Source organism: Streptomyces sp. NPDC001373, from assembly GCF_042895815.1.
In the GTDB taxonomy this organism is placed as follows: domain Bacteria; phylum Actinomycetota; class Actinomycetes; order Streptomycetales; family Streptomycetaceae; genus Streptomyces.
Map to the genome: position 1 here is coordinate 91,428 of NZ_JBIAWQ010000012.1, position 23,135 is coordinate 114,562.

The following is a 23,135-nucleotide window of genomic DNA, read 5'->3' on the forward strand; positions in this document are numbered from 1 at the left end:
AGGACTCCTTCGGAGCGGGTGGGGGAAGGGCGGGGCGGCGAGGGGCTACGCGCGGCCGCGGCGCGGGAAGGCGTGCGTGTGGAGGCGGACCGTCTCGGTGTCCTCGGCCTGCGGCAGGTCGCGGTAGCTGTTCACCAGGTCGTGCATCCTGTGGATCAGTTCGGTGGCCTGGGCGGGGGTCAGGCGGAGTGTGAAGTCGCTCATGTCGGTCGAGGAGCGCCACTCCCTCGGCCAGGTGTGGGAGTCGCCGAGCCAGGTGGTGAGCTCCTGGGTGTGGATGGTGGCGATCTCGTGGAGGAAGGCGTCGGCGGCGCCGCGCGTCTCGGGGTCGCTCTCGTCGTACATCAGCGTCTCGTCGAAGGCCGTGCCCTGGTGGACGGCCTGCCACCAGCGCTCGCGTCCCTTGCCGTGCCCGGGCGCGTCCTCGACGAAGCCGTGGGCGGCGAGCTGGCGCAGGTGGTAGCTGGTGGCGCCGCTGGACTCGCCGAGCCGCTCGGCCAGTTGGGAGGCGGTGGCCGGTCCCTCGTGGCGCAGGGCGGCCAGCATGCGCATGCGCAGCGGGTGGGCGAGGCCGCGCAGGGAGCGGGCGTCGAGCGTGCGGACGGTCGGCTGCCTGGGATCTTCGGCGTTCGTTTCGGGCATGGCTCAACCGTAGGCTTGCAAAGAGTTCTATGCAAGGGTTTCTTTGCAAGGCTTTCTTTGGATGCTCTTCCCCTTCTTCGGATGTCCTTCTGCGGGTGCCGTCAGCGGTCCCCGGCCGCCTGCTCCACCAGCGGGATGATCCGCAGGGGCACCGGGTTCTCCATGACGATCGCCGTCGACGCCCGGACGATCCCGTCGAAGCCGACCACCCGGTCGATGACCCGCTGGAGGTCGGCGTTGGACCGGGCCACCAGCCGGCACAGCATGTCCCCGTGCCCGGTGGTCGTGTGCAGCTCCAGCACCTCCGGCACCCCCGCCAGGTGGTGCCGAACGTCCGCGCCCTGCCCCTGCTTGATCTCCAGCGTGGCGAAGGCCGTCACCGGATAGCCCAGGGCCGCCGGGTCCACCTGCGGCCCGAAGCCGCGGATGACCCCGTTCGACTGGAGCCGGTCCAGCCGCGCCTGCACCGTGCCGCGCGCCACCCCGAGCCGGCGCGAGGCCTCCAGGACCCCGATGCGCGGTTCGCGCGCCAGCAACACGATCAACCGTCCGTCGAGTTCGTCGATAGCCATGGAAACCTTCCCTCGATCGGCTGGTCATACTGCACAGATCTCTCAGTCATCCTCGGGCTCCGCTGGGCAATCTGTACAGCAGAAACAGAAACTATTGCGCAGCTTGTGGAACGGCGGGACGCTGCGCACATGACTGAGACCCTGGACACCACCCCGCAGACCGCGCGTGAGGCAGACCCCTTCCCGGTGAAGGGCATGGACGCGGTCGTCTTCGCCGTCGGCAACGCCAAGCAGGCCGCGCACTACTACTCGACCGCCTTCGGCATGAAGCTCGTCGCCTACTCCGGACCGGAGACCGGCAGCCGGGAGACCGCCAGCTACGTGCTGACCAACGGCTCCGCCCGCTTCGTCCTGACCTCGGTCATCAAGGCGACCACCGACCACGGCCGATTCCTCGCGGAGCACGTCGCCGAGCACGGTGACGGCGTCATCGACCTCGCCATCGAGGTCCCGGACGTGCGCGCCGCCTACGCGTACGCCGTCGAGCAGGGTGCCCGCGGGCTCGACGAGCCGTACGAGGTCAAGGACGAGCACGGCACCGTCGTGCTCGCCGCGATCGCCACGTACGGCCAGACCCGCCACACGCTCGTCGAGCGCGTCGACTACACCGGCCCCTACCTGCCGGGCTACGTGGCCCGCGAGCCGCTGGTCGCGGTGCCGGCCAAGCGCACCTTCCAGGCGATCGACCACTGCGTCGGCAACGTCGAGCTCGGCCGCATGAACGAGTGGGTCGGGTTCTACAACAAGGTCATGGGCTTCACGAACATGAAGGAGTTCGTGGGCGACGACATCGCGACCGAGTACTCGGCGCTGATGTCGAAGGTCGTCGCGGACGGCACCAAGAAGGTCAAGTTCCCGATCAACGAGCCGGCGATCGCGAAGAAGAAGTCGCAGATCGACGAGTACCTCGAGTTCTACAACGGCCCCGGCGTGCAGCACATCGCGCTGGCCTCGAACGACATCGTCGCCACCGTGCGCAACATGCGCGCCGCGGGCGTCGAGTTCCTGTCCGTGCCGGACGCGTACTACGACACGCTGGGCGAGTGGGTCGGCGACACGCGCGTCCCGATCGACGAGCTGCGCGAGCTGAAGATCCTCGCGGACCGGGACGAGGACGGGTACCTGCTGCAGATCTTCACCAAGCCGGTCCAGGACCGTCCGACCGTGTTCTTCGAGATCATCGAGCGCCACGGGTCCATGGGCTTCGGCAAGGGCAACTTCAAGGCGCTGTTCGAGGCCATCGAGCGCGAGCAGGCCATCCGCGGCAACCTGTAGTTCCCCAGGGGCTCCGCCCCGGAGCCCCCGCGCCTCGAACGCCGGGGGGCCGGATTTCGCGCAGCGAAACCCCGGCCCCGCCGGCGTTCGAGCGCACCGGGCGCGGAGCGTCCGGCCCCTGGGCCCGGGGCTCGCCCCCCGGGGCTCACGTCCCCGACGGGCTCGGCTTCGGCTTCGGCTGCGGCTTCGCCGGGGCCGGTTTCGCGGGCTGCGCCGCGGGCTTCGGCTTCGGCCGGGGCTTCGGCAGCTCCGGCGCCACCCACGGTGTGCGCGGCTGCATGTTCTCCGGCCCGCCCGGCGCCGGCTGGCCGATCGAGGCCAGGGCCTCCTTCGCCAGCGGGCCGCGGACCGGCGAGAAGAGCGGGTTCGTCCGCTCGACCTCCTGGAGGTGCCGCCGCGCCGCCGCCTCGTCCCCGAGGCCCTGCTCCACCACCGCCCGGTGGTACGCGAACTCCGCGCTCCGCAGCCCCGGCTCCGTCGCCTTCTTCGCGTACTCCAGCGCCGCCGAGTCCTCGCCGCTGCGGTGCAGCGCCCACCCCAGCGCGTCGGCCACCTGCATGCTCTTGTGCCGCTCCCACTCCGCCGACAGCCGGCGCACCGCCACCGCCGGGTCGCCGTGGTCCGCCTCGAACAGGCCCAGGACCACCTCCTGGTCGACCCCGTCCGCCGTGCTCCGCGCCGCCAGCACCGACACCGCCTCGTACTGCGCCCGCGCCTCCTGCGGCCGCCCCAGCGAGTCCAGCAGCTCGCCCAGCTCCAGCGCCAGCCGCGGCAGCGGCGTACGCCCCAGCGCCAGCCGGTAGTCGCGCACCGCCTCCCCGCCGCGCCCCAGCGCCGCCAGCGCACGCGCCCGGCCCCCCAGCGCCTCCGCCTGCGCCGGGTCCGTGCGCTGCGCGGCCTCGTACTGGCGCAGCGCCTCCGCCGGGTCGCCCCGCTCCCAGGCCAGCTCACCGAGCCGGAACAGCACGTACGCCTTCTCCGCCGGGGACTTCGCCGAACCCCCCGCCGCCTCCAGCGCCACCACCGCGTCCTCGCGCCAGCCCCGGTCCCGGTAGACCTGGGCGGCCCTCAGGTGCCCGGCCAGCCCCGGCCGCAGCTCCAGCAGCCGGTCCATCGCCTTCTGCGCGCCCTTGTAGTCACCCAGGCCCGTGTACGCGTCCACGAGGACCGGGTACGCCGTCCAGCGCTGCGGCGCCTGCGCCCGGACCAGCTCGCCCCACTTGCGGGCCGTCGCGAAGTCCCCCCGGGCACCCGCCAGCGCGCCCATGCCCGTCATCGCGTCGAGGTTGCCCTTCTCCGCGGGCCGCACCTCCAGCGACCGCTTCAGGGCGCGCTCCGCCTTCGGGAACCAGTCGGAATCGGCCGTCCGCCGCGCCTGCTCCAGGTAAGCCGAACCGAGCACCGCCCACGAAGCGTCGTCGTCCGGATGTCCGGCGAGCCACTTCTCCCGGTCCGCCACCAGCGCCGTCAGGTCCACCGCCGCCACCGGGGCGCCCATGCCCACCGCCGACGCGGCCCGCTCGCTCGGCCCCGGCGGACGCGCGTCGTCGCCCGTGCGGGCGGGGCGGATCAGCAGGGTCGCGGCGATCAGGACCACCGTCACCGCGGCCGCCACCACCGTCTTGCGGCCGGTGAACGTCACGGGCGGCGCGGGCTGCGTGGAATGCTCGTCGTAACCGTCCATGCGCTCACTGTGCGTCAATATGAAGAGCCCGCCCGGGTGTCCGAAGCCCACCGCAGCCGTGTTCACACCGATGGTCCCCCAGCTACCGCTGGGAGGTGCCCCACCGGCTTCTGCCACTCTGGCCCCATGGACGACGACCTCGCCACTCCGCACCCCGGCCTCCTCGCGCGGCTGCGCGAGGGCCTCCCGCCCGAAGCGGTCCTCACCGACCCCCAGGTGACCGCCTCGTACGCCGCCGACACGGCCGGTTTCTGCCCCGCCGGCACCCCGGCCGCCGTCGTCCTGCCGCGGACCGTGGCGCAGGTGCAGCACGTGATGCGCACGGCGACCGCCCTACGGGTCCCCGTGGTCCCCCAGGGCGCCCGTACGGGCCTGTCCGGGGCCGCCAACGCCTCCGACGGCTGCATCGTCCTCTCCCTCGTGAGGATGGACCGGATCCTGGAGGTCTCCGCCGTCGACCGGATCGCCGTCGTCGAGCCGGGCGTGGTCAACGCGGTCCTCTCCCGCGCCGTCGCCCAACAGGGCCTGTACTACCCGCCCGACCCCTCCAGCTGGGAGCAGTGCACGATCGGCGGCAACATCGGCACCGCCTCGGGCGGGCTGTGCTGCGTCAAGTACGGGGTCACCGCCGAGTACGTGCTCGGCCTGGACGTGGTCCTGGCCGACGGGCGGCTGCTGCGCACCGGGCGGCGCACCGCCAAGGGGGTCGCCGGATATGACCTGACCCGGCTCTTCGTGGGCTCCGAGGGCAGCCTGGGCGTGGTCGTGGGCGCCGTCCTGGCGCTGCGGCCGGCGCCGCCGCGGCAGCTGGCGCTCGCCGCCGAGTTCCCGTCCGTCGCGGCCGCCTGCGCCGCCGTCTGCGCCGTCATGGAGGCGGGCCTGGTCCCCTCGCTGCTGGAGCTGATGGACCGTACGACCGTCCGCGCCGTCAACGCCCTCGGGAGGATGGGCCTGCCCGACAGCACGGAGGCGCTGCTGCTGGCCGCCTTCGACACCCCGGACGCGCCCGCCGACCTCGCCGCCGTCGGCGAACTGTGCACGGCCGCCGGGGCGAGTGCCGTCGTACCCGCCGAGGACGAGGCGGAGTCGGAACTCCTGCTCCAGGCCCGGCGGATGTCCCTGACCGCCCTGGAGGCGCTGCGGCCCGCGACGATGATCGACGACGTCTGCGTGCCCCGGTCGCGGCTCGCCGAGATGCTGGACGGCACGGCCGCCATCGCGCGGACGCACGACCTGCTCATCGGCGTCTGCGCGCACGCGGGCGACGGCAACACCCACCCGGTCGTCTGCTTCGACTCCGCGGACGAGGACGAGACGCGGCGGGCCCGGAAGTCGTTCGACGAGATCATGGCCCTCGGGCTGGCCCTGGGCGGGACCATCACCGGGGAGCACGGCGTCGGGGTGCTGAAGAAGGAATGGCTGGCCCGCGAACTCGGGCCGGTCGGGCTGGAGATGCAGCGCGCCGTCAAGCGGGCCTTCGACCCGCTCGGGCTGATGAACCCCGGCAAGCTCTTCTGACGGGCCGCCCGTACGGGCCGGGACCTCCGTGTCCGTCGGGGTGCGCATCACAGGTCGCCGTCCGCGGTCTCGTCCGAGGGCCACGGGTCGCGCAGCCAGAGCTCGTCCGCCGGGGTCGGGGTGAGCAGCTCGGCCAGCGCCTCGTCCAGGCGCAGCTGCTCCGCCTCGGTCCCGGGCGGCACCACGCGCAGGGTGCGCTCCAGCCAGGCCGACACCGCGCCGGCCGGGGCCTCCAGGAGGGCGTCGCCGTCGGGGGAGCTGAGCGCCATGCACAGCACGGACTCCCCGTCGACCTTCGTGGGCCAGATCCGGACGTCCCCGTGGCCGCAGGGACGGAACACCCCCTCGACGAGCAGCTCGCGGGCGAAGGTCCAGTTGACCGGGGCGCTGGTGCCGATGTGGAAGGTGATGTGCACGGCGTAGGGGTCGTCGGTCAGGTAGAGCAGCTTCGCGGGGACGCGGATGCCGCGTTCGGGGGACAGGACGAGCTTGAGCTCCAGCTCGCGCTCGATGACGGGGTGGTGGTGCACGGGGCCTCACTTCGGTGCGTCGGTTGCGGGCGCGGGGCGCGGACGGCCCCACGCCCGGGGAGAGCGCCGATGTGCCCGGGTATGACGCGACTTCCCGCACCGGTTCGAAGATTGGCCGAAATTTTTTGGTTGGCCGAAATTGGCCGTTCGGGACGGAGATGGGGCCGTGACCGGGCCGGGGTCGGGGTGAGGTTCGCTCAAAGGCTTGGAATCTGCCGTTACCGGACCTGGCGGGAGGGGGTTCTTGGCTATGGTCCTCCCCTTGGGTCCTCCCCTGCACAAGCCTTGAGCCACGATCGGAGTTGGGGACATTGACGGCCTCCCCTGGTGACGGCGAGCACGCGGCCCGCGAGGGCTACTACCCCGATCCGTCCATCCCCGGATACGTCCGGTACTGGAACGGCGCCGCCTGGGTCCCGGGTACCAGCCGTCCCGCCCCGGCCCCCGCCCCGGCGGAGGAGACGGGCCCGGTGTTCCTCGACGAGACCTCCGCGACCGAGGCGCTGGCGGACCCCGCCCCCGGTCCCGCCCCCCGGCCAGCGGTACGGGACCACGTGCCGGCGCCGGCCTGGCAGGCGGATCCCGCGCACCAGGCAGGGTTCGGCGGGCCCCGCGACGTCCGGGTCTCCTGGGGCGGCCCGGAGGTCGGGGAGCCCGGGGACGCCCGGCCCGGCGGGATCTCCCTGGCCCGTCCGGCGGCCGCCGCACAGGCCGGACGGCGGCTGCCCGCGCAGGCCGCCGCCGAGAGCGTGGGCATCCTCCCCGCCCGCCCGTCCGCCTGGCCGGAGGCCCCGGGCACGGGCGTCTCGGGCCTCACGTCCAGCTGGCCCGAGGTCACGGCCCGGGCCGCCGCCCCGCCCCGCTCCCCGGAACGGCCCGCACCTCCGGCGGACGTCGCCGCTCCGCCTGCCCCCGCCGGCCCGGGCGGTCCCGACGGGGCAGCGCGGGCGTGGTCCGCCGCTCCGGCCGCTCCCGCCCCCGCTGCGGCTCCGGCTCCCGCTGCGGCTCCGGCTGAGGACGCCGCCCGGGAGTGGCCCGGGGCTCCGGCTCCGGCGGGTGCCCCGGCTCCGGCCGGACGGTCCGCCCGGGCGTGGTCCGCCGCTCCGGCCCCCGGCCCGGCGCAGGCCCCGGCCCCGGCGGGCGAGTCCGCCCGGGCGGAGTCCCGCCCGGGCAACCGCCCCGGCCCGGAGGCCGCCACCGCGCCGGCCTGGCCCGATGCCCCGGCCCCGGCCCCGGCCCCGGCTCCGGCCCCGGCTTCGGGGCGGTGGCCCGAGCCCTCGGGGGCCCCCGCCGGCCCCGCCCGGGTTCCGGCCCCGGCCTCAGGCCGGGCGGGGGAGGCCGGCCGGGCGGCGGCCGCCGGCTCCGGCGCGCGGACCGGGGTCCAGGACCCGGCCCGTTCCGCCCCCGGTACCCGTGCCGCCAAGGGCACCGCCCCCGCGGGGCCCGCCGCGCACGCCCCCGCCACCGCGCACGCCCCCTCGTCCGCCCCCGCCGCGACGCCCGAGCGGGAGGACGCCCGGGCCCTCTTCGAACGCATGGCGGAGCGGGCCGTACGGCCCGCCGGGCTGGTGCGGAGGGGGCTGGCCAGGGGCCTGGACTCGCTCGTCCTCGCCGGGGTGGCCGTCGCCGCCGCGCTGCCCCTCGTACCGGGGGTGACGGCCCATCTCCAGGCCAAGGTCGACGCCGCCCGGGCCGGCGGGCACACCACCACCGTCTGGCTGCTCGACGCCACCACCGCCGGCCGGCTGGGCCTCGTCCTGGCCGCCGTCCTGCTCTTCGGGGTGTTCTACGAAGCCCTGCCCACCGCCCGCTGGGGCCGCACCCCCGGCAAGAAGCTGTGCGGGGTGCGGGTGCTCACCACCGCGGGCCTGCGCCCGCCCGGCTTCGGCGCGGCCCTGCTCCGCTGGCTTCTCTACGCGGTCCTCGGCCTGCCGGGCGGCCTCTGGTGCCTGGTCGACCGCCCGCGCCGGCAGGCCTGGCACGACAAGGCCGCCGGGACGTACGTGGCCCGCTGACGGCCGGGCGCGGGTCCGTCGCCCGGACGGACACCGCCGCGTTGCGGGTGAGGCGGGGCCGGGTTCGACTCGGGCCATGAGCACCGACCAGCCGCCGCCGGGCGAGCCGCCCGAGGACGACCCGTTCCTCAAGAAGCCCCAGGAACCGACGCCCCCGTCCAGCGGTTCGCCGTACGGCTCCCCACCCCCGCCGAGCGGTTCGCCGTACGGCTCCCCTCCTCCGCCCGGAGGGCCGCCCGGCGGCGGCTCCCCGCCCCCGCCCGGAGGGCCGCCCGGCGGCGGCTACCCGCCCCCGCCGCCGCCCCCGTACGGCGGCTACGGCGTACCCGACCCGCTCGCCGGCATGCCCCCGCTGGCGGACATGGGCAAGCGGCTCGTCGCCCGCATCATCGACGTGCTGGTCGTGCTCATCCCCCTCTGGCTGATCCTCTTCGCGGTGGGCTTCGCCCTCCCCACCGACACCGACCCGAGCGGGGAGCTGACCGACAACGCCTCCCGCTGGCTCGGCGGCGCCTTCCTGCTGTGGTGGCTGCTCTACATCGCCGCCTTCATCGGCTACGACTGGTTCTTCACCCACAACGGCGGCCAGACCCTCGGCAAGAAGGCGATGCGCCTGCGGGTGGCCATGCTCGACAACGGCAGCGTGCCCCCCTCCGGTGCGTCGGCCGCCCGGGCGGCCACCCTGTGGGTGCCGTTCTTCCTGTGCTGCGGCCTGTGGTGGGTCATCGTGGGCATCTCGATCCTGGTCGACAAGCCCTACCAGCAGGGCCTGCACGACAAGGCCGCCAAAACCGTGGTGGTCTCGGTGCCCTGAGGAGGGCTCAGGACACACGCGCGCGCGGGCGGCCGGCTCCCAGGAGCCGGCCGCCCGCGCGCGCCGTACGCGTCGGCGCAGGCGGCTCAGTGGTGAACGGGGTGCTCCACGGGGGCCGTCCGGGGTTCCGGCACCCGGGCGGCGGCGGGGTCCCCGCCCGGCGCCGCGGCCACGGGCGCGGTCTGCCGGCCGCGGCGCGCGGCGGCGTGCCGGCCGCGGCGGCGCGGGAGCGGCACGGTGAGGGCGACCAGCAGCCCGAGGGCGAGCGCGGCGGCGGAGATGACCGCGACCCCGATCCCCGTGCTCGTCTGCGAGAGCAGCAGCATGGCGATCGTCGACACGATGACGGTGGCGGAGCCGTAGGCGAGCTGTGCGGCAGTCGGACGCGGCATGACGTGTTCCGTCCTCGGAGGCGGCAGGTGCGGGGGTGCGTCGGCTCGGAGTCGGCCCGACGGTCGCGCGCGTCAGTCGACCCATAGGACGGGATGCCCGAGGAGGGGCACGGGTAAGCGTGACCTTACCCACGGTGTCAGAGGCACAGGGGGGCGCACGGGGTCACAAACCGGGTCGCAACCGGCCGTCGGACGGCGGCGGGAGGCCCCTTCGCCCCGGAAGACCCCGATGGCGCCAAACGTCCGAATAGCGGAACTCGCTGACCGCATAGTGCAGTTGTAAGGAAGAAGTCAAGGTCTGTCTTTTCTTTAGACTCTCCGGTCAAATGTCGTCACTTGAGACGCGCGCCGCGCGGAACCCCCCGCTCCTATGGAGACGTTCCGACCCTTCGTCGCGGCCGCGGGAGGGGAACGACATCAAGTGACCGGCAATTCCGCAAGGCGTCGCGCGATGCGCGCCGCCGTAGTCGGCGTGACCATGGCGGCAACGGCCGCTTCGGGCGCCTTCTTCGCCACGGCCCAGGCGGACACCAGTTGGGGCGGCGTACCCGCCTCGGGCAAGCAGGACCCGACCGCTCCTGCGCAGGAGAAGGTCAAGCACGACCTGGAGACCCCGTTCAGCAAGCAGCAGGCGCAGGAGCGCGAGGCTGCCCTTGACCAGGTGCTGGCGGGCAAGAAGCAGGTCGAGCAGCGCGGTGCCTCCAAGGTCGTCAAGCTCGACGACAAGAAGTACGTCGAGCTCGGCCGCGAGAAGACCGACAAGATCTTCACCATCCTCGTGGACTTCGGCGACCAGGTCGACAACACGACCATGTTCGACCCGGACGGCCCGAACGGCCCGAAGCCGCCGCAGCCCAAGTACGGGGGCACGCCCGGCCCGCTGCACAACCAGATCGCGCAGCCCGACCGCGCGAGCAACAACAGCACCGCCTGGCGCAAGGACTTCAGCCGCGACTACTTCCAGGACCTGTACTTCGGTACCGGCCAGGGCAAGAACTCGCTGAAGACCTACTACGAGAAGACCTCCTCGGGCCGCTACTCGGTCGACGGCCAGGTCTCCGACTGGGTCAAGATCCCGTGGAACGAGGCCCGTTACGGCTCGAACTACTGCGGCCAGACCAACTGCCCGACCGTGTGGGACGCCGTCCGCGACGGTGTGAACGCGTGGGTGGAGGCCCAGAAGAAGGCCGGCAAGTCCGACGCCGACATCAAGGCCACGCTGGCGCAGTACGACCAGTGGGACCGCAACGACTACGACGGCGACGGCAACTTCAACGAGCCCGACGGCTACATCGACCACTTCCAGATCGTCCACGCGGGCGAGGACGAGTCGGCCGGCGGCGGCGTGCAGGGCACGAACGCGCTGTGGGCGCACCGCTGGTACGCGTACGGCACGGACGTCGGCAAGACCGGCCCGGCCAACAACAAGGCCGGCGGCACCCAGATCGGCGACACCGGCATGTGGGTCGGCGACTACACGATGCAGCCGGAGAACGGCGGCCTCGGCGTCTTCGCGCACGAGTACGGCCACGACCTCGGCCTGCCGGACCTCTACGACACCTCCGGCGGCGGCGAGAACTCGGTCGGCTTCTGGTCCCTGATGTCGGCGGGCTCCTGGCTCGGCGAGGGCAAGGACTCCATAGGCGACCTCCCGGGCGACATGACCGCCTGGGACAAGCTCCAGCTGGGCTGGCTGAACTACGACACGGCCAAGGCCGCGACGAAGTCCACGCACAAGCTGGGTGTGTCGGAGTACAACACCAAGGACAAGCAGGCGCTGGTCGTCGAGCTGCCGAAGAAGCAGGTCAAGACCGACATCGTCGCTCCCGCCGAGGGTTCCTCGCAGTGGTGGAGCCAGATGGGTGACGACCTCAAGAACACCCTCACCCGCTCCGTCGACCTGACGGGCAAGAAGTCCGCCGCCCTGTCCCTCAAGGGCTGGTGGGACATCGAGCAGGACTACGACTTCCTCTACACCGAGGTGTCCACGGACGGCGGCGCCACCTGGCACGCGCTGGCCGGCACCGCCGACGGCGCGGCCATCCCGGCCGACGCCTCCGGCAGCCCCTCGCTGACCGGCGTCTCCGGCGCCTGGAAGTCCCTGAACTTCCCGCTCGACGCCTACGCGGGCAAGAAGATCGACCTCCGCTTCCGCTACCAGACGGACGGCGGCGCGGGCGGCAAGGGCTTCACGGCCGACGCCGTCACCCTGACCGCCGACGGCGCGGCCGTCTTCACCGACGGTGCCGAGAACGGCGACAACGGCTGGACCGGCAAGGGCTTCGAGCGGGTCGGCGGGAGCTTCACCAAGGAGTACCCGCAGTACTACATCGCCGAGAACCGCCGCTACGTCTCGTACGACCACACCCTCAAGGTGGGCCCGTACAACTTCGGCTGGGCCAACTCGAAGCCGAACTGGGTCGAGCACTACCCGTACCAGGACGGTCTGCTGATCTGGCTGTGGGACAAGTCGCAGAAGGACAACAACACGAGCCAGCACCCCGGCTCGGGTCTGATCCTCCCGATCGACGCCAACGCCAAGCCGATGAAGTGGGCCGACGGCACCCTGCTGCGCAACAAGATCCAGCCGTACGACGCCCCGTTCAGCGCCTACTCGACGGACGCGTTCACCCTGCACAAGAACGGCGAGTCGCTCTTCGTCAAGCCGAAGCCGGCCAACCTGGTCTTCGACGACCACAAGGGCAAGTACTACTACGACGAGAACCCGACCGGTTCGGTGAAGGTCGCTGACACCAACACCAAGATCAAGATCGCGAAGGAGACCTACGACGGTCTCCAGATGACGATCGAGGTCGGCCCCTCCGGCAAGTAGTCCGGTAAAGCCACAGGTCAAAGCATGATCGGCCGTCGCCCTCTAGCGGGCGGCGGCCGATCGCGTTTAGATGCACGGACGACTGTTCTTGTTGGCGGGGGAGCTGGGGATCATGCCAGGTGGAGGTTTCGTCAGACTGCCGGGCGGCAGCGTCGTGGTCGCGCTGACGCTGCCGAGGCCGTCCGGCGAGGGCGGGAACGTCCGCGTGCTGGTGCACGCCGCGAACCGGGCCCGCGCCCTGACCAGGCTGCGGAACCTCGGCATGCGGGCGGTGTACCTGCGCGGCAACGCCCAGCCGCCGACCCCGGACGAGATCACGGCCGTCCTCCACCACCCCGACGGCCTGCTGTGGCGGGGCGCCCCGGACGGCACCGCGGAGCTGTGGCACCCGATCCGGGCCCTGCTGGGGAACTAGGGCGGACCGGGGCGCGGCGGCCCTGACGGCTCCGGAGGGGCCCCGCGGCGCCCTGGGGGCTGGCGCGCCCGGAGCTCACGCCGGGGGCGTCCCAGGGGCGTCCCGGGGCGTTCCCGGCCCGGCGGCGGGCGCAGGCCGGGGCTTCTGGCGGGTGCGCCGGGTGTCAGCCGTGGGCGTGGGCCGGCGCGGTGCCGACGAGGGTCACTCCGGCCGCCCGGAGCTCCTCCAGGGCCTTCTCGGTGGTGTGAGGGGCCACGGCGGCCGTCAGGTCCAGCAGGACGCGGGTGGTGAACCCCTCGCGGGCCGCGTCGAGGGCGGTGGCACGGACGCAGTGGTCGGTGGCGATGCCGACGACGTCCACCTCGTCCACGTCCCGCTCGCGCAGCCACCGGGCGAGCCCCTCGCCGTTCTCGTCGGTGCCCTCGAACCCGCTGTACGCGGCCTCGTACGCACCCTTGTCGAAGACGGCGGCGACGGCCCCCGAGGCGACGGCGGGCGCGAAGTTCGGGTGGAACCCGACGCCCTCGGTCCCGGCGACGCAGTGCACGGGCCAGGAGTTCTCGTAGTCCGGCTCCGCCGGGGGACGGGCGAAGTGCGACCCGGGGTCGATGTGGTGGTCGCGCGTCGCCACGACGTGCCGGTAGCCGGCGGTGGCGTTCCCGATCAGCTCAGTGATCGCGGCGGCGACGTCGGCGCCGCCGGTGACCGCGAGGCTGCCGCCTTCGCAGAAGTCGTTCTGTACGTCGACGACGATCAGTGCGCGGTGCATGTCGCGTGCCCTTCGGCTTGGTGTGGATGGTCGTACGGTGCGGCGCGTCGGGCCCTGCGGGGGCTCTTCCCCCACCCCGCCCCTTCCCGAAACGGGGGCCGCGCACCCGTCGCCCCGGCCGTCCGCGGCGGGACCCCCGGCCCCAACCGCGGACGGCGGCCCGGACGGCCGGGCGGTGGTTACGCGTACTCCGTCGGGATCACCGGCTCGCCCCGGGACAGCTGCGTCGCCGAGAGGGGAAGGCCGGCACGGGCCCGCCGGTGCCGGGCGCGCACCGTGTCCAGGGGCTCGCGGGCCACCACCTCGCCCCCCTTGACCAGCTGGACCAGCAGCTGCCGGTCGGCCAGGGCCGACGGGACCGGTCCGGTCCCGACCACCTCCGCCTCCGCCACCCCGTCGGCGTCCACCCGCCGCGCCGCCCACTTGCGGCCGCCGATCGACGTCTTCCCGCCCGAGGACTTCTTCGCGACCGGCACCAGCGGGGCCTTCGGGTCCGCCGACTCCGCCCGAGCGACCAGCTTGTAGACCATGGAGCACGTCGGGTGCCCGCTGCCCGTCACCAGCTGCGTGCCCACGCCGTACGCGTCCACCGGCGCCGCCGCCAGCGAGGCGATGGCGTACTCGTCCAGGTCGGAGGTGACCACGATCCGCGTGTCCGTCGCCCCCAGCTCGTCGAGCTGCTGCCGCACGCGGTGCGCGACCAGCAGCAGGTCGCCGGAGTCGATCCGGACCGCGCCCAGACCGGTCCCGGCGATCTCCACGGCCGTGCGGACGGCCTCCGCGACGTCGTACGTGTCCACCAGCAGGGTGGTCCCGGAGCCCAGCGAGGCCACCTGCGCGGTGAACGCGTCCCGCTCGCTGTCGTGCAGCAGGGTGAAGGCGTGCGCGCTGGTGCCGACCGTCGGGATCCCGTAGCGGAACCCGGCCGCCAGGTCGGAGGTCGAGGTGAAGCCGCCGACGTACGCGGCCCGCGAGGCCGCGACCGCCGCCAGCTCGTGCGTCCGGCGCGCGCCCATTTCGATCAGCGGCCGGTCGCCGGCCGCCGAGGCCATCCGGGAGGCGGCGGCCGCGATCGCCGAGTCGTGGTTGAGGATCGACAGGATGACCGTCTCCAGCAGCACGCACTCGGCGAAGCTGCCCTCGACGCGCAGCACCGGGGACCCGGGGAAGTAGACCTCCCCCTCCGGGTAGCCCCAGATGTCACCCGAGAAGCGGTACGAGGCCAGCCAGTCCAGGGTCCGCATGTCGACGACGGCCCGCTCGCGCAGGAACTCCAGCACCGCTCCGTCGAATCGGAAGTTCTCCACGGCGTCCAAAACGCGTCCGGTCCCCGCCAGCACGCCGTAGCGGCGCCCCTCGGGCAGTCGCCGGGTGAAGACCTCGAAGACGGAGCGTCGGTCGGCCGTGCCGTTGGCCAGGGCGGCCTGCAGCATCGTGAGCTCGTAGTGGTCGGTGAAGAGCGCTGTCGACGGCACGTCCACCGGCAGGCCCAGGTCCGCAGGGTTCATGACACGGATGCTAGCGCACATTTCGTCAAAGTGACGAGATGTGCGGGCGGGGGCGGCGCGGGGGCCCGTTTGTGCGACGGGCCCGTCACAGTGGCAGCATGGGACAAGTGAGTGTTGCTCCCATTGAGATCGAACGGACCGAGTCGGCAGAGGAGACCTTCGCGGTCCCGGAACCGGACGTCCCCTGGGTGACCCTGGTCCACAACGACCCGGTCAACCTCATGAGCTATGTGACGTACGTGTTCCAGGCGTACTTCGGCTACCCCAAGGACAAGGCGACCAGGCTGATGCTCGACGTCCACAACAAGGGACGGGCGGTCGTCTCCAGCGGCACCCGCGAGGAGATGGAGCGCGACGTGCAGGCGATGCACGGCTACGGGCTCTGGGCGACCCTCTCGCAGGACCGCACCTGATGGGCGGCGTGTTCGAGCCGCTGGAGGGCGGCGGGGCCGCCGTCGCGCTGGACGAGATGGAGATCTCCATCCTGCGCTCCCTCGCGGTGCAGCTGCTGGAGCTGATCGGCCCCGGCGAGCCGGAGCCCGCCGAGGACGCCGACCCGCTGGCCGTGCTGTTCGCCGCCGAGGGACCCACCGAGCCCCCGTCCGACCCTGCGCTGGCCCGCCTGTTCCCCGACGCCTACGGGGGCCCCGGCGCGGGCCCCGGTGAGGATCCGGAGGAGCTGCGCGCCCGTTCGGCGGAGTTCCGCCGCTTCACCGAGAACGACCTGCGCACCCGCAAGCGGGAGGACGCGCTGGCCGTCGTGCGCAGCCTCGACGCGCTCGCCCCGGGCGGCGACGGGGCGGCGGTGCTGGAGCTGGGCGGGGAGCTGCCGCTGCGCTGGCTCGGCGCCCTCAACGACCTGCGGCTGACCATCGCGGCCCGGCTGGAGATCGCCGACGACGAGCAGAGCGGGGAGCTGTACCGGCTCCCGGACGACGATCCGCGCAAGCCGATGGTGATGGCGTACCTCTGGCTGGGCGGCCTCCAGGAGACCCTCGTCGAGACCCTCTGAGGGCCCCGGGGGGCCCCGGCTGCGCACACCGTTCGCTCAGCGGACGCTCAAATCCGGATAACGATCAGATCACCGCCATGCGGTGATCTGATCTATTTCATGCCGTATGTCCGGATTTAAAGCCTCTCTGCGTCGCATTTCGCCCCTTCCTCCTCCCCTAAGCGCGTGATAAATCTTCACGACCGCCGACGGGACGCCACCCATGTCCCCCGGCCCGCTTGAACCGGCTGACCGCCGGGTGCAACTCCATCCGTATCCGGGGGGATCGAGGACCCGATCCGCAGCCGTTCGAGGCGCGGGTCGGCGTGGAGAAAGGCGCACCAAACATGACCTCTGTGCAGGTCGAGCAGCACGACAGGACGCCCGGCGAGGGCGCGCAGGGCGAGGGCGACGGCGAGGGTTACCACCGCGCGCTCGGCGCCCGCCAGATCCAGATGATCGCGATCGGCGGGGCCATCGGCACCGGCCTGTTCCTGGGCGCGGGCAAGGCGATCTCGAAGGCCGGCCCGAGCCTGATCCTGGCCTACGCGATCGTCGGCCTGGTCATCTTCTTCATCATGCGGGCTCTGGGCGAGCTGCTCATGTACCGCCCCGTGTCGGGCTCCTTCTCCGACTACGCCCGCGAGTTCCTCGGCCCGTTCTGGGGCTACGCGACCGGCTGGACGTACTGGCTGTTCTGGGTCGTCACCGGCATCACCGAGGTGACCGCCGCCGCGAAGTACATGTCGTACTGGACGCACGACAGCTTCCCGCAGTGGGCCTACGCGCTGATCTTCACGGTCATCCTCTACGCCGCCAACCTGATCTCCGTGAAGCTCTTCGGCGAGCTGGAGTTCTGGTTCTCCATGGTCAAGGTCACCGCCATCGTCGGCATGATCCTGATCTGCGCCGGCATCCTCACCGTCGGCTTCTCCGACGCCGCCGCCGGCGCCTCCGTCTCCAACCTGTGGAACGACCGCGGCTTCTTCCCCCACGGCATCGGCGAGACGCTGATGACCCTGCAGATCGTCGTGTTCGCCTTCCTCGCGGTCGAGCTGGTCGGCGTCACCGCCGGCGAGTCCAAGGACCCGGCGAAGACCCTGCCCAAGGCCATCAACACCGTGCCGTGGCGCATCGCCGTCTTCTACGTCGGCGCGCTCATCATGATCATGTCGGTCATCCCGTGGTCCAACTTCAAGGCCGGCGAGAGCCCCTTCGTCCTCGCCTTCGAGAAGATGGGCCTGGGCGTCGGCGCGGCGATCGTCAACTTCGTCGTCCTGACCGCCGCCCTGTCCTCCTGCAACTCGGGCATGTACTCCACCGGCCGCATGCTGCGCGACCTCGCGCTCAACGGCCAGGGCCCGAAGTTCTTCACCAAGCTCACCAAGAGCGGCACCCCGCTCGTCGGCACCACCTTCTCCGCCGCCCTCATGCTCGTCGGCGTCTGGATCAACTACGTCGCCCCCGGCAAGGCCTTCGACTACGTCGTCTCCTTCGCCACCATCTCCGGCATGTGGGCCTGGATCGTCATCCTCCTCTGCCAGATCCGCTACCGCGCGAAGGCCGACCGCGGCGAGCTGCCCCAGTCGACCTTCCGCACCCCCGGCGCGCCGTACACCAGCTACTTCTCGCTGGCCTTCATCGGCATGGTCATCGTGATGATGGGCCTCGACAAGGACTCCCGCGTCTCGCTGTACTGCGCCCCGCTGTGGGGTCTGATCCTCGGCGTGTCCTACCTCGTCCTCAAGGCCCGCAACCCCAGCGGAGCCGCGTTCGAGAAGGCCTCGACCTCCGCGTAGCGGAAGCCGCGACCGCGGGTCCCGGCCGCCTGTCACGGCCGGGAACCGCGCTCCTGCGGACCTCGTGTCCAGGCTGCGCCTGTCCAAGATGCGGGCCCTCCCGTACCACACCTCGGTACGGGAGGGCCCGTCTGCATATCCTGGGGCCCATGCTGACCCTCACCCAGGCCCTGTACGACCGGATCGTCGAGCACGCCCGCAAGGACCACCCCGACGAGGCGTGCGGCGTCGTGGCCGGCCCGGCGGGCACCGGCCGCCCGGAGCGGTTCATCCCGATGCTCAACGCGGCCCGCTCGCCCACGTTCTACGAGTTCGACTCGAAGGACCTGCTGAAGCTCTACCGCGAACTCGACGACCGGGACGAAGAGCCCGTGATCGTCTACCACTCGCACACCGCCACCGAGGCCTACCCCTCGCGCACGGACGTCACCTACGCCAACGAGCCCGGCGCCCACTACGTCCTGGTCTCCACGGCCGACACCGACGGCCTCGGCGAGTTCCAGTTCCGCTCGTACCGCATCGTCGACGGCGTGATCACGGAGGAAGAAGTGCAGGTCGTCGAGGCCTACTGACCACGATGTGAGCCGACAGCGTCCACGATGCGGGATCACACTCCAAACGGGGGACCGGGAATCGTTAACATGACCGCATGGTTTCCCACGACGTGAGCATCGAGACGCCCGGCAGGCTGCTGCTCGTGGCGCGGCTGCACGTCGACCTGTGCCGCCTCGCCAGCGCCATCTGTCCTGCCGCCTGAGCACCACGGCCCCGCGCGCGGGCCGCACGAGAGCGCGCCCTCACACTTTCCTCACCCTCCTCCTTCACGACACTGGAGCCCGCTGCCATGGCCATCGAGGTCCGCATCCCCACCATCCTCCGCACCTACACCGACGGCGAGAAGGCCGTGAACGGCGAGGGCGCCACCCTCTCCGAGCTGTTCGCGGACCTGGAGACCCGTCACAAGGGCATCGAGGCGCGCCTCCTGGAGGACGGCAAGCTGCGCCGCTTCGTGAACGTCTACCTCAACGACGAGGACGTCCGCTTCATCGACGGCATCGCCACCGCCCTCAAGGACGGCGACAGCGTCACGATCCTCCCGGCCGTGGCCGGCGGCTCGAAGTAATGCGCTACGACTCCCCGCTCGCGGCGGTCGGCAACACCCCGCTGGTCCGCCTGCCGCGCCTGTCCCCCTCGGAGGACGTCCGGATCTGGGCCAAGCTGGAGGACCGCAACCCGACCGGCTCGATCAAGGACCGCCCGGCGCTCCACATGATCGAGCAGGCGGAGAAGGACGGCCGGCTCTTCCCCGGCTGCACCATCCTGGAGCCCACCTCCGGCAACACGGGCATCTCGCTCGCGATGGCCGCGAAGCTCAAGGGCTACCGGATCGTGTGCGTGATGCCGGAGAACACCTCGCAGGAGCGCCGCGACCTTCTCGCGATGTGGGGAGCCGAGATCATCCCGTCGCCGGCCGCGGGCGGCTCGAACACCGCGGTGCGGGTGGCGAAGGAACTGGCGGCGGAGCACCCCGACTGGGTGATGCTCTACCAGTACGGCAACCCGGACAACGCGGGCGCCCACTACGCCACCACCGGCCCCGAGATCCTGGCGGACCTCCCCTCGGTCACCCACTTCGTGGCCGGCCTGGGCACGACGGGCACCCTGATGGGCGTCGGACGCTACCTGCGCGAGCACGTGCCCGGCGTGAAGATCGTGGCCGCGGAGCCGCGGTACGACGACCTCGTCTACGGCCTGCGCAACCTCGACGAGGGCTTCGTCCCCGAGCTGTACGACGCCTCGGTCCTGACGACCCGCTACTCGGTCGGCTCGGCGGACGCGGTGACCCGCACCCGTGAACTCCTCCAGCAGGAGGGCATCTTCGCGGGCGTCTCCACCGGCGCCGCCCTGCACGCGGCCATCGGCGTCGGCCGCAAGGCGGTCGCGGCCGGCGAATCCGCCGACATCGTGTTCGTCGTCGCCGACGGCGGCTGGAAGTACCTGTCGACGGGCGTCTACACGGCGGCGACGACGGAGGAGGCCATCGAGGTCCTCCAGGGCCAGCTCTGGGCGTAGGCCCCGGGGCCCGACGCGCCCGCGGCCCCGGCGGGGCTGCTCCCAGCCCCGCCGGCGTTGGGGGCGACGGGCACGGAGCGCCCGTGCCGGGCCGGGGGCGGAGCCCCTGGAAACGGTGAAGGGCGGGCAGGGGGCCGGCTCCGCGCAGCGGCAACCGCACCCCACCCGACCCGACGGCATCAGTCCGCGAGGTGCTCCGCCAGGATCGCGGCGTGGCTGGAGGCCGGATCCCTGACCGCGGTCAGGAGGGTCACGGGCCCCGTCCCGGCCATCGCGCGCAACCGCTCCAGCTCCGCCCCCGCCCCCGGCTCCGCCAGCTCCGCCTCGTACCGCCGCCGGAACTCCTCCGCCGAGCCCCCGCCGTGGAACCACTTCCGCAGCTCCCCGGACGGGGTCACCGCCTTCGGCCACTCGTCCACCGCGGCCGCCTCCTTCGACAGCCCGCGCGGCCACAGCCGGTCCACGAGCACCCGCACGCCGTCCGCCTCCGGCTCGGGGGGATCGTAGACACGCCGCAGCCTGATGTTCCGCCCGGTCATCCGGTACCGCCTCCCAGCCCCTTGGCCTCGTCCCACAGCGCCGGGTCCAACGTGCCCAGCCGCTTCCGGAACTCCCACACCGAGACCTCCTGCGGCCGGTCCGCCTCGAGGAAACCGCCGCGGCCCCCGACGCCCGCCATGCCCGGCGGCAGCGGGATGACCCCGGGCCGCCGGTCGTCGTACTTGCCCACGATCCACGCAACCCGCGCCGACTCCCGGTGCGGCCGCGCCGACAGCACCAGGCAGGGCCGCCCGTCCGCCAGGCACCACAGCTCACCGGGCCGCACCCGCGGCGGCGGCCCGAGCCCGTGCGGCGGCGCCGGGGGCGCGGCCGCGCGCCTCCTGACGTGCCGGGGGACCAGCACCGCCACCACCACGGCGACCGCCGCCAGCACGGCGAACCACCAGGACGTGTCCATGGGACCGACCGTAGCCGCGTCGGCCACCCCCGGCGCGGCAGCGACGCGGCAACGCACGTACCCGCCGTCGCTCCCCTGGGTGACAGCACAGGTGATTCCCCCCACAACGGCTCGCCGCGGAGGAGCGACCGGAGGTTTCGCGCCTTACGCTCGACGCACGCACGGCCCGCACTCCGTCCACGGACCGTCCACGGAGGTTCACGCTCCATGAAGCTCACCGTCGTCGGCTGTTCGGGGTCCTTCCCGTCAGCGGATTCGGCTTGTTCGAGCTATCTCGTCGAGGCCGACGGCTTCCGGCTGCTCCTCGACATGGGCAACGGCTCCCTCGGCGCGCTCCAGCGCCACTGCGGTCTGTACGACCTCGACGCGGTCTTCCTGAGCCACCTGCACGCCGACCACTGCATCGACATGTGCGTCTACTTCGTCGCCCGCTACTACCGCCACGAAGGCGGCCGCTGCGCCCCCCTGCCGGTGTACGGGCCGGAGGGCACCGAGCAGCGGCTGATCACGGCCTACGACGACGTCCCGGACGAGCGCTCCATGGGCGAGGTCTTCGACTTCCGCACCCTGAAGTCCGCCGGCTTCGAGATCGGCCCGTTCACGGTCCGCACCGAGCGGGTCAGCCACCCGGTCGAGTCGTACGGGATCCGCGTCGAGCACGGCGGGCGGGTGCTGGCGTACTCCGGGGACACCGGGGTCTGCCCCGAGCTGGGGACGCTGGCCGAGGGCGCGGACCTGTTCCTGTGCGAGGCCTCCTTCACGCACGGCAAGGAGGCCATCCCGGACCTCCACCTCAACGGCCGCGAGGCCGGCGAGTACGCGCGCGACGGCCGGGTCGGGCGGCTCGTGCTGACGCACATCCCGCCGTGGACCGACGCCGCGCAGAACCTGGCGGACGCCCGCGCGGTCTACGACGGCCGCGTCGACCTCGCGATGGCCGGCGCCGTCTACGAGGTCTGACACGGCGGAGCGCCCCCGGGCGCCCCGATCCTCCCGAGCGGCAGCACGACGGAGCCCCCGCTCTCCCTTCCGGGAGAGCGGGGGCTCCGTCGCGTAGTGCCGCCTACGAAACTTACTTGGCCTCGGCCTTCGCCAGCTCGGCGAGCTCCTCGTCGGACTCGCGGCCCGGCGTCGGCAGGTTCCACTTGGTGATCGCGAAGCGGAAGATCACGTAGTAGAGCGCCGCGAAGCACAGGCCGACCAGCGCCAGCCCGGCCGGGTTCGTGGCCTTGCCGAGGTTCAGCAGGTAGTCGATGGCGCCTGCGGAGAAGCCGAAGCCGTCCTTCATGCCCAGCGCCCAGGTCAGGGCCATGGAGACACCGGTGAGGACCGCGTGGACGGCGTAGAGCACCGGCGCGATGAACATGAAGGTGAACTCGATGGGCTCGGTCACGCCGGTGACGAACGAGGTCAGCGCGAGGGAGAACATCATGCCGCCGACGACCTTGCGGCGCTCGGGGCGGGCGCAGTGGACGATCGCGAGGCACGCGGCCGGCAGGGCGAACATCATGATCGGGAAGAAGCCGGTCATGAACTGTCCGGCGCTCGGGTCGCCGGCGAGGAAGCGGGCGATGTCGCCGCTCTTGCCGTTGTACTCGCCGGCCTGGAACCACGGGAAGGAGTTGAGCAGGTGGTGCATGCCGACCGCGATCAGACCGCGGTTGGCGACGCCGAAGATGCCCGCGCCGACGGCGCCGGAACCGACCAGCCACTCACCGAAGGTGTGCAGACCCGTGCCGAGGACCGGCCAGATGAGGCCGAAGACGATGCCGATCAGCAGGCCGGCGAAGGCCGAGAGGATCGGGACCAGGCGGCGGCCGCCGAAGAAGCCCGCCCACTCGGGCAGCTTGGTCCGGTAGAACTTCTGGTAGATCAGGGCGACCACGAGGCCCATGACGACGCCGCCGAGCACCTTGGCGTCCACCGGCGCCTCGACCATGACGACCTTCCCGTCGACCGCCTTGGCGATCTTCGGGAGGTTCGAGTCGGTGAACGTGGCGAGCACGTTCTTGAAGACCAGGTAGCCGGTGACGGCGGCGAGCGCGGTCGAGCCGTCCGACTTCTTCGCGTAGCCGATCGCGATGCCCACGGCGAACAGCAGCGCCATGTTGTCCAGGATCGCGCCGCCGCCCGCGGACATGTAGCCGGCGATCTTGTTGATGAACTCCGGCATCGAGGCCGAGCCCAGCATGTCCTTGTCGCCGAGACGGACCAGCAGTGCGGCGGCCGGCAGCACCGCGACGGGGAGCATGAGGCTCCGGCCGATGCGCTGCATGACGGCCATCACGCCAGCGCCCTTCTTCTTCTCCGCAGCGGTCGCTGTGGACATGGCTTCCTCCAGTGGGCA

24 protein-coding genes are annotated in these 23,135 nt (G+C 72.3%); 14 read left to right on the forward strand and 10 right to left on the reverse strand.

All coding sequences use genetic code 11. From position 1 onward, the window contains the following. Positions 1 to 45: 45 nt before the first annotated feature. Positions 46 to 642 (reverse strand): ArsR/SmtB family transcription factor, encoded by a 597-nt coding sequence (locus ACFY15_RS25470; protein WP_390687502.1) that lies wholly within the window; start codon positions 640 to 642, stop codon positions 46 to 48. 101 nt (positions 643 to 743) lie between these two features. Next, the gene (locus tag ACFY15_RS25475; RefSeq protein WP_390687501.1) at positions 744 to 1,214 is read right to left on the reverse strand and encodes an Lrp/AsnC family transcriptional regulator; all 471 of its coding nucleotides are present in this window, start codon (positions 1,212 to 1,214) and stop codon (positions 744 to 746) included. Between the two features lie 129 nt (positions 1,215 to 1,343). On the opposite strand from ACFY15_RS25475, the gene hppD reads away from it, so the two are divergent. After that, a complete protein-coding gene (gene hppD, locus ACFY15_RS25480; protein WP_390687500.1) occupies positions 1,344 to 2,489 on the forward strand; it encodes a 4-hydroxyphenylpyruvate dioxygenase in 1,146 nt (381 codons plus the stop codon). 145 nt (positions 2,490 to 2,634) lie between these two features. Here hppD and ACFY15_RS25485 read toward each other — a convergent pair whose 3' ends face one another. Beyond that, the gene (locus ACFY15_RS25485) at positions 2,635 to 4,173 is read right to left on the reverse strand and encodes a tetratricopeptide repeat protein (protein ID WP_390687499.1); all 1,539 of its coding nucleotides are present in this window, start codon (positions 4,171 to 4,173) and stop codon (positions 2,635 to 2,637) included. 126 nt (positions 4,174 to 4,299) lie between these two features. On the opposite strand from ACFY15_RS25485, the gene ACFY15_RS25490 reads away from it, so the two are divergent. After that, a complete protein-coding gene (locus tag ACFY15_RS25490; protein WP_390687498.1) occupies positions 4,300 to 5,691 on the forward strand; it encodes an FAD-binding oxidoreductase in 1,392 nt (463 codons plus the stop codon). A 47-nt stretch (positions 5,692 to 5,738) separates the two neighbouring features. Here the strand turns inward: ACFY15_RS25490 and ACFY15_RS25495 are convergent, their stop codons facing one another. Next, complete coding sequence (locus ACFY15_RS25495) at positions 5,739 to 6,221, reverse strand: SsgA family sporulation/cell division regulator (RefSeq protein WP_390687497.1); 483 nt, start codon at positions 6,219 to 6,221, stop codon at positions 5,739 to 5,741. Between the two features lie 311 nt (positions 6,222 to 6,532). Here ACFY15_RS25495 and ACFY15_RS25500 point away from each other — a divergent pair, with 311 nt between their 5' ends. Together ACFY15_RS25500 and ACFY15_RS25505 are read left to right on the forward strand one after the other, a co-directional pair. Further along, entirely contained in the window at positions 6,533 to 8,236 is a 1,704-nt protein-coding gene (locus ACFY15_RS25500; protein ID WP_390826107.1) for an RDD family protein, read from the forward strand. A gap of 76 nt (positions 8,237 to 8,312) precedes the next feature. Then, on the forward strand, positions 8,313 to 9,050 hold the full coding sequence (locus ACFY15_RS25505) for an RDD family protein (RefSeq protein ID WP_390687495.1): 738 nt from the start codon (positions 8,313 to 8,315) through the stop codon (positions 9,048 to 9,050). A gap of 86 nt (positions 9,051 to 9,136) precedes the next feature. Here the strand turns inward: ACFY15_RS25505 and ACFY15_RS25510 are convergent, their stop codons facing one another. Next, positions 9,137 to 9,442 (reverse strand): hypothetical protein, encoded by a 306-nt coding sequence (locus ACFY15_RS25510; RefSeq protein WP_390687494.1) that lies wholly within the window; start codon positions 9,440 to 9,442, stop codon positions 9,137 to 9,139. A gap of 478 nt (positions 9,443 to 9,920) precedes the next feature. Between ACFY15_RS25510 and ACFY15_RS25515 the strand changes: the two genes are divergently transcribed. Together ACFY15_RS25515 and ACFY15_RS25520 are read left to right on the forward strand one after the other, a co-directional pair. After that, complete coding sequence (locus tag ACFY15_RS25515; RefSeq protein ID WP_390687570.1) at positions 9,921 to 12,275, forward strand: immune inhibitor A domain-containing protein; 2,355 nt, start codon at positions 9,921 to 9,923, stop codon at positions 12,273 to 12,275. A gap of 112 nt (positions 12,276 to 12,387) precedes the next feature. After that, positions 12,388 to 12,690, forward strand: coding sequence for a hypothetical protein (locus ACFY15_RS25520; protein ID WP_042814502.1), 303 nt, complete (start codon positions 12,388 to 12,390; stop codon positions 12,688 to 12,690). 163 nt (positions 12,691 to 12,853) lie between these two features. Here the strand turns inward: ACFY15_RS25520 and ACFY15_RS25525 are convergent, their stop codons facing one another. Continuing rightward, complete coding sequence (locus ACFY15_RS25525; protein WP_390826108.1) at positions 12,854 to 13,459, reverse strand: nicotinamidase; 606 nt, start codon at positions 13,457 to 13,459, stop codon at positions 12,854 to 12,856. A 179-nt stretch (positions 13,460 to 13,638) separates the two neighbouring features. Next, on the reverse strand, positions 13,639 to 14,967 hold the full coding sequence (locus ACFY15_RS25530) for a nicotinate phosphoribosyltransferase (protein ID WP_390687492.1): 1,329 nt from the start codon (positions 14,965 to 14,967) through the stop codon (positions 13,639 to 13,641). A gap of 98 nt (positions 14,968 to 15,065) precedes the next feature. On the opposite strand from ACFY15_RS25530, the gene clpS reads away from it, so the two are divergent. From clpS to ACFY15_RS25565, 7 genes are all read left to right on the forward strand, one after another. Further along, entirely contained in the window at positions 15,066 to 15,380 is a 315-nt protein-coding gene (gene clpS, locus ACFY15_RS25535; RefSeq protein ID WP_366452208.1) for an ATP-dependent Clp protease adapter ClpS, read from the forward strand. Continuing rightward, positions 15,380 to 15,979, forward strand: a complete 600-nt coding sequence (locus ACFY15_RS25540) for a DUF2017 domain-containing protein (RefSeq protein ID WP_390826109.1) — start codon at positions 15,380 to 15,382, stop codon at positions 15,977 to 15,979. The genes clpS and ACFY15_RS25540 overlap by 1 nt, the downstream gene beginning before the upstream one ends. A 326-nt stretch (positions 15,980 to 16,305) precedes the next feature. Next, a complete protein-coding gene (locus ACFY15_RS25545; protein WP_390687490.1) occupies positions 16,306 to 17,757 on the forward strand; it encodes an amino acid permease in 1,452 nt (483 codons plus the stop codon). A 149-nt stretch (positions 17,758 to 17,906) separates the two neighbouring features. Beyond that, complete coding sequence (locus ACFY15_RS25550; RefSeq protein ID WP_390687489.1) at positions 17,907 to 18,329, forward strand: Mov34/MPN/PAD-1 family protein; 423 nt, start codon at positions 17,907 to 17,909, stop codon at positions 18,327 to 18,329. A gap of 77 nt (positions 18,330 to 18,406) precedes the next feature. Next, a complete protein-coding gene (locus ACFY15_RS25555) occupies positions 18,407 to 18,514 on the forward strand; it encodes a putative leader peptide (RefSeq protein WP_311736929.1) in 108 nt (35 codons plus the stop codon). A gap of 87 nt (positions 18,515 to 18,601) precedes the next feature. Next, positions 18,602 to 18,880 carry a MoaD/ThiS family protein gene (locus ACFY15_RS25560; protein WP_366452204.1) on the forward strand — a complete coding sequence of 93 codons (279 nt, stop codon included), beginning with the start codon at positions 18,602 to 18,604 and terminating at the stop codon, positions 18,878 to 18,880. Then, positions 18,880 to 19,830, forward strand: coding sequence for a PLP-dependent cysteine synthase family protein (locus ACFY15_RS25565; RefSeq protein WP_390826110.1), 951 nt, complete (start codon positions 18,880 to 18,882; stop codon positions 19,828 to 19,830). Before ACFY15_RS25560 ends, ACFY15_RS25565 begins: the two co-directional genes overlap by 1 nt. A gap of 179 nt (positions 19,831 to 20,009) precedes the next feature. Here the strand turns inward: ACFY15_RS25565 and ACFY15_RS25570 are convergent, their stop codons facing one another. After that, positions 20,010 to 20,369, reverse strand: a complete 360-nt coding sequence (locus ACFY15_RS25570; protein ID WP_390826111.1) for a DUF488 domain-containing protein — start codon at positions 20,367 to 20,369, stop codon at positions 20,010 to 20,012. After that, a complete protein-coding gene (locus tag ACFY15_RS25575; RefSeq protein WP_390687486.1) occupies positions 20,366 to 20,788 on the reverse strand; it encodes a hypothetical protein in 423 nt (140 codons plus the stop codon). The genes ACFY15_RS25570 and ACFY15_RS25575 overlap by 4 nt, the downstream gene beginning before the upstream one ends. 207 nt (positions 20,789 to 20,995) lie before the next feature. Between ACFY15_RS25575 and ACFY15_RS25580 the strand changes: the two genes are divergently transcribed. After that, positions 20,996 to 21,748, forward strand: a complete 753-nt coding sequence (locus ACFY15_RS25580) for an MBL fold metallo-hydrolase (protein WP_390826112.1) — start codon at positions 20,996 to 20,998, stop codon at positions 21,746 to 21,748. Positions 21,749 to 21,860: 112 nt separating this feature from the next. Here ACFY15_RS25580 and ACFY15_RS25585 read toward each other — a convergent pair whose 3' ends face one another. Beyond that, entirely contained in the window at positions 21,861 to 23,117 is a 1,257-nt protein-coding gene (locus ACFY15_RS25585; RefSeq protein WP_390687484.1) for a PTS transporter subunit EIIC, read from the reverse strand. Positions 23,118 to 23,135 lie beyond the last annotated feature (18 nt).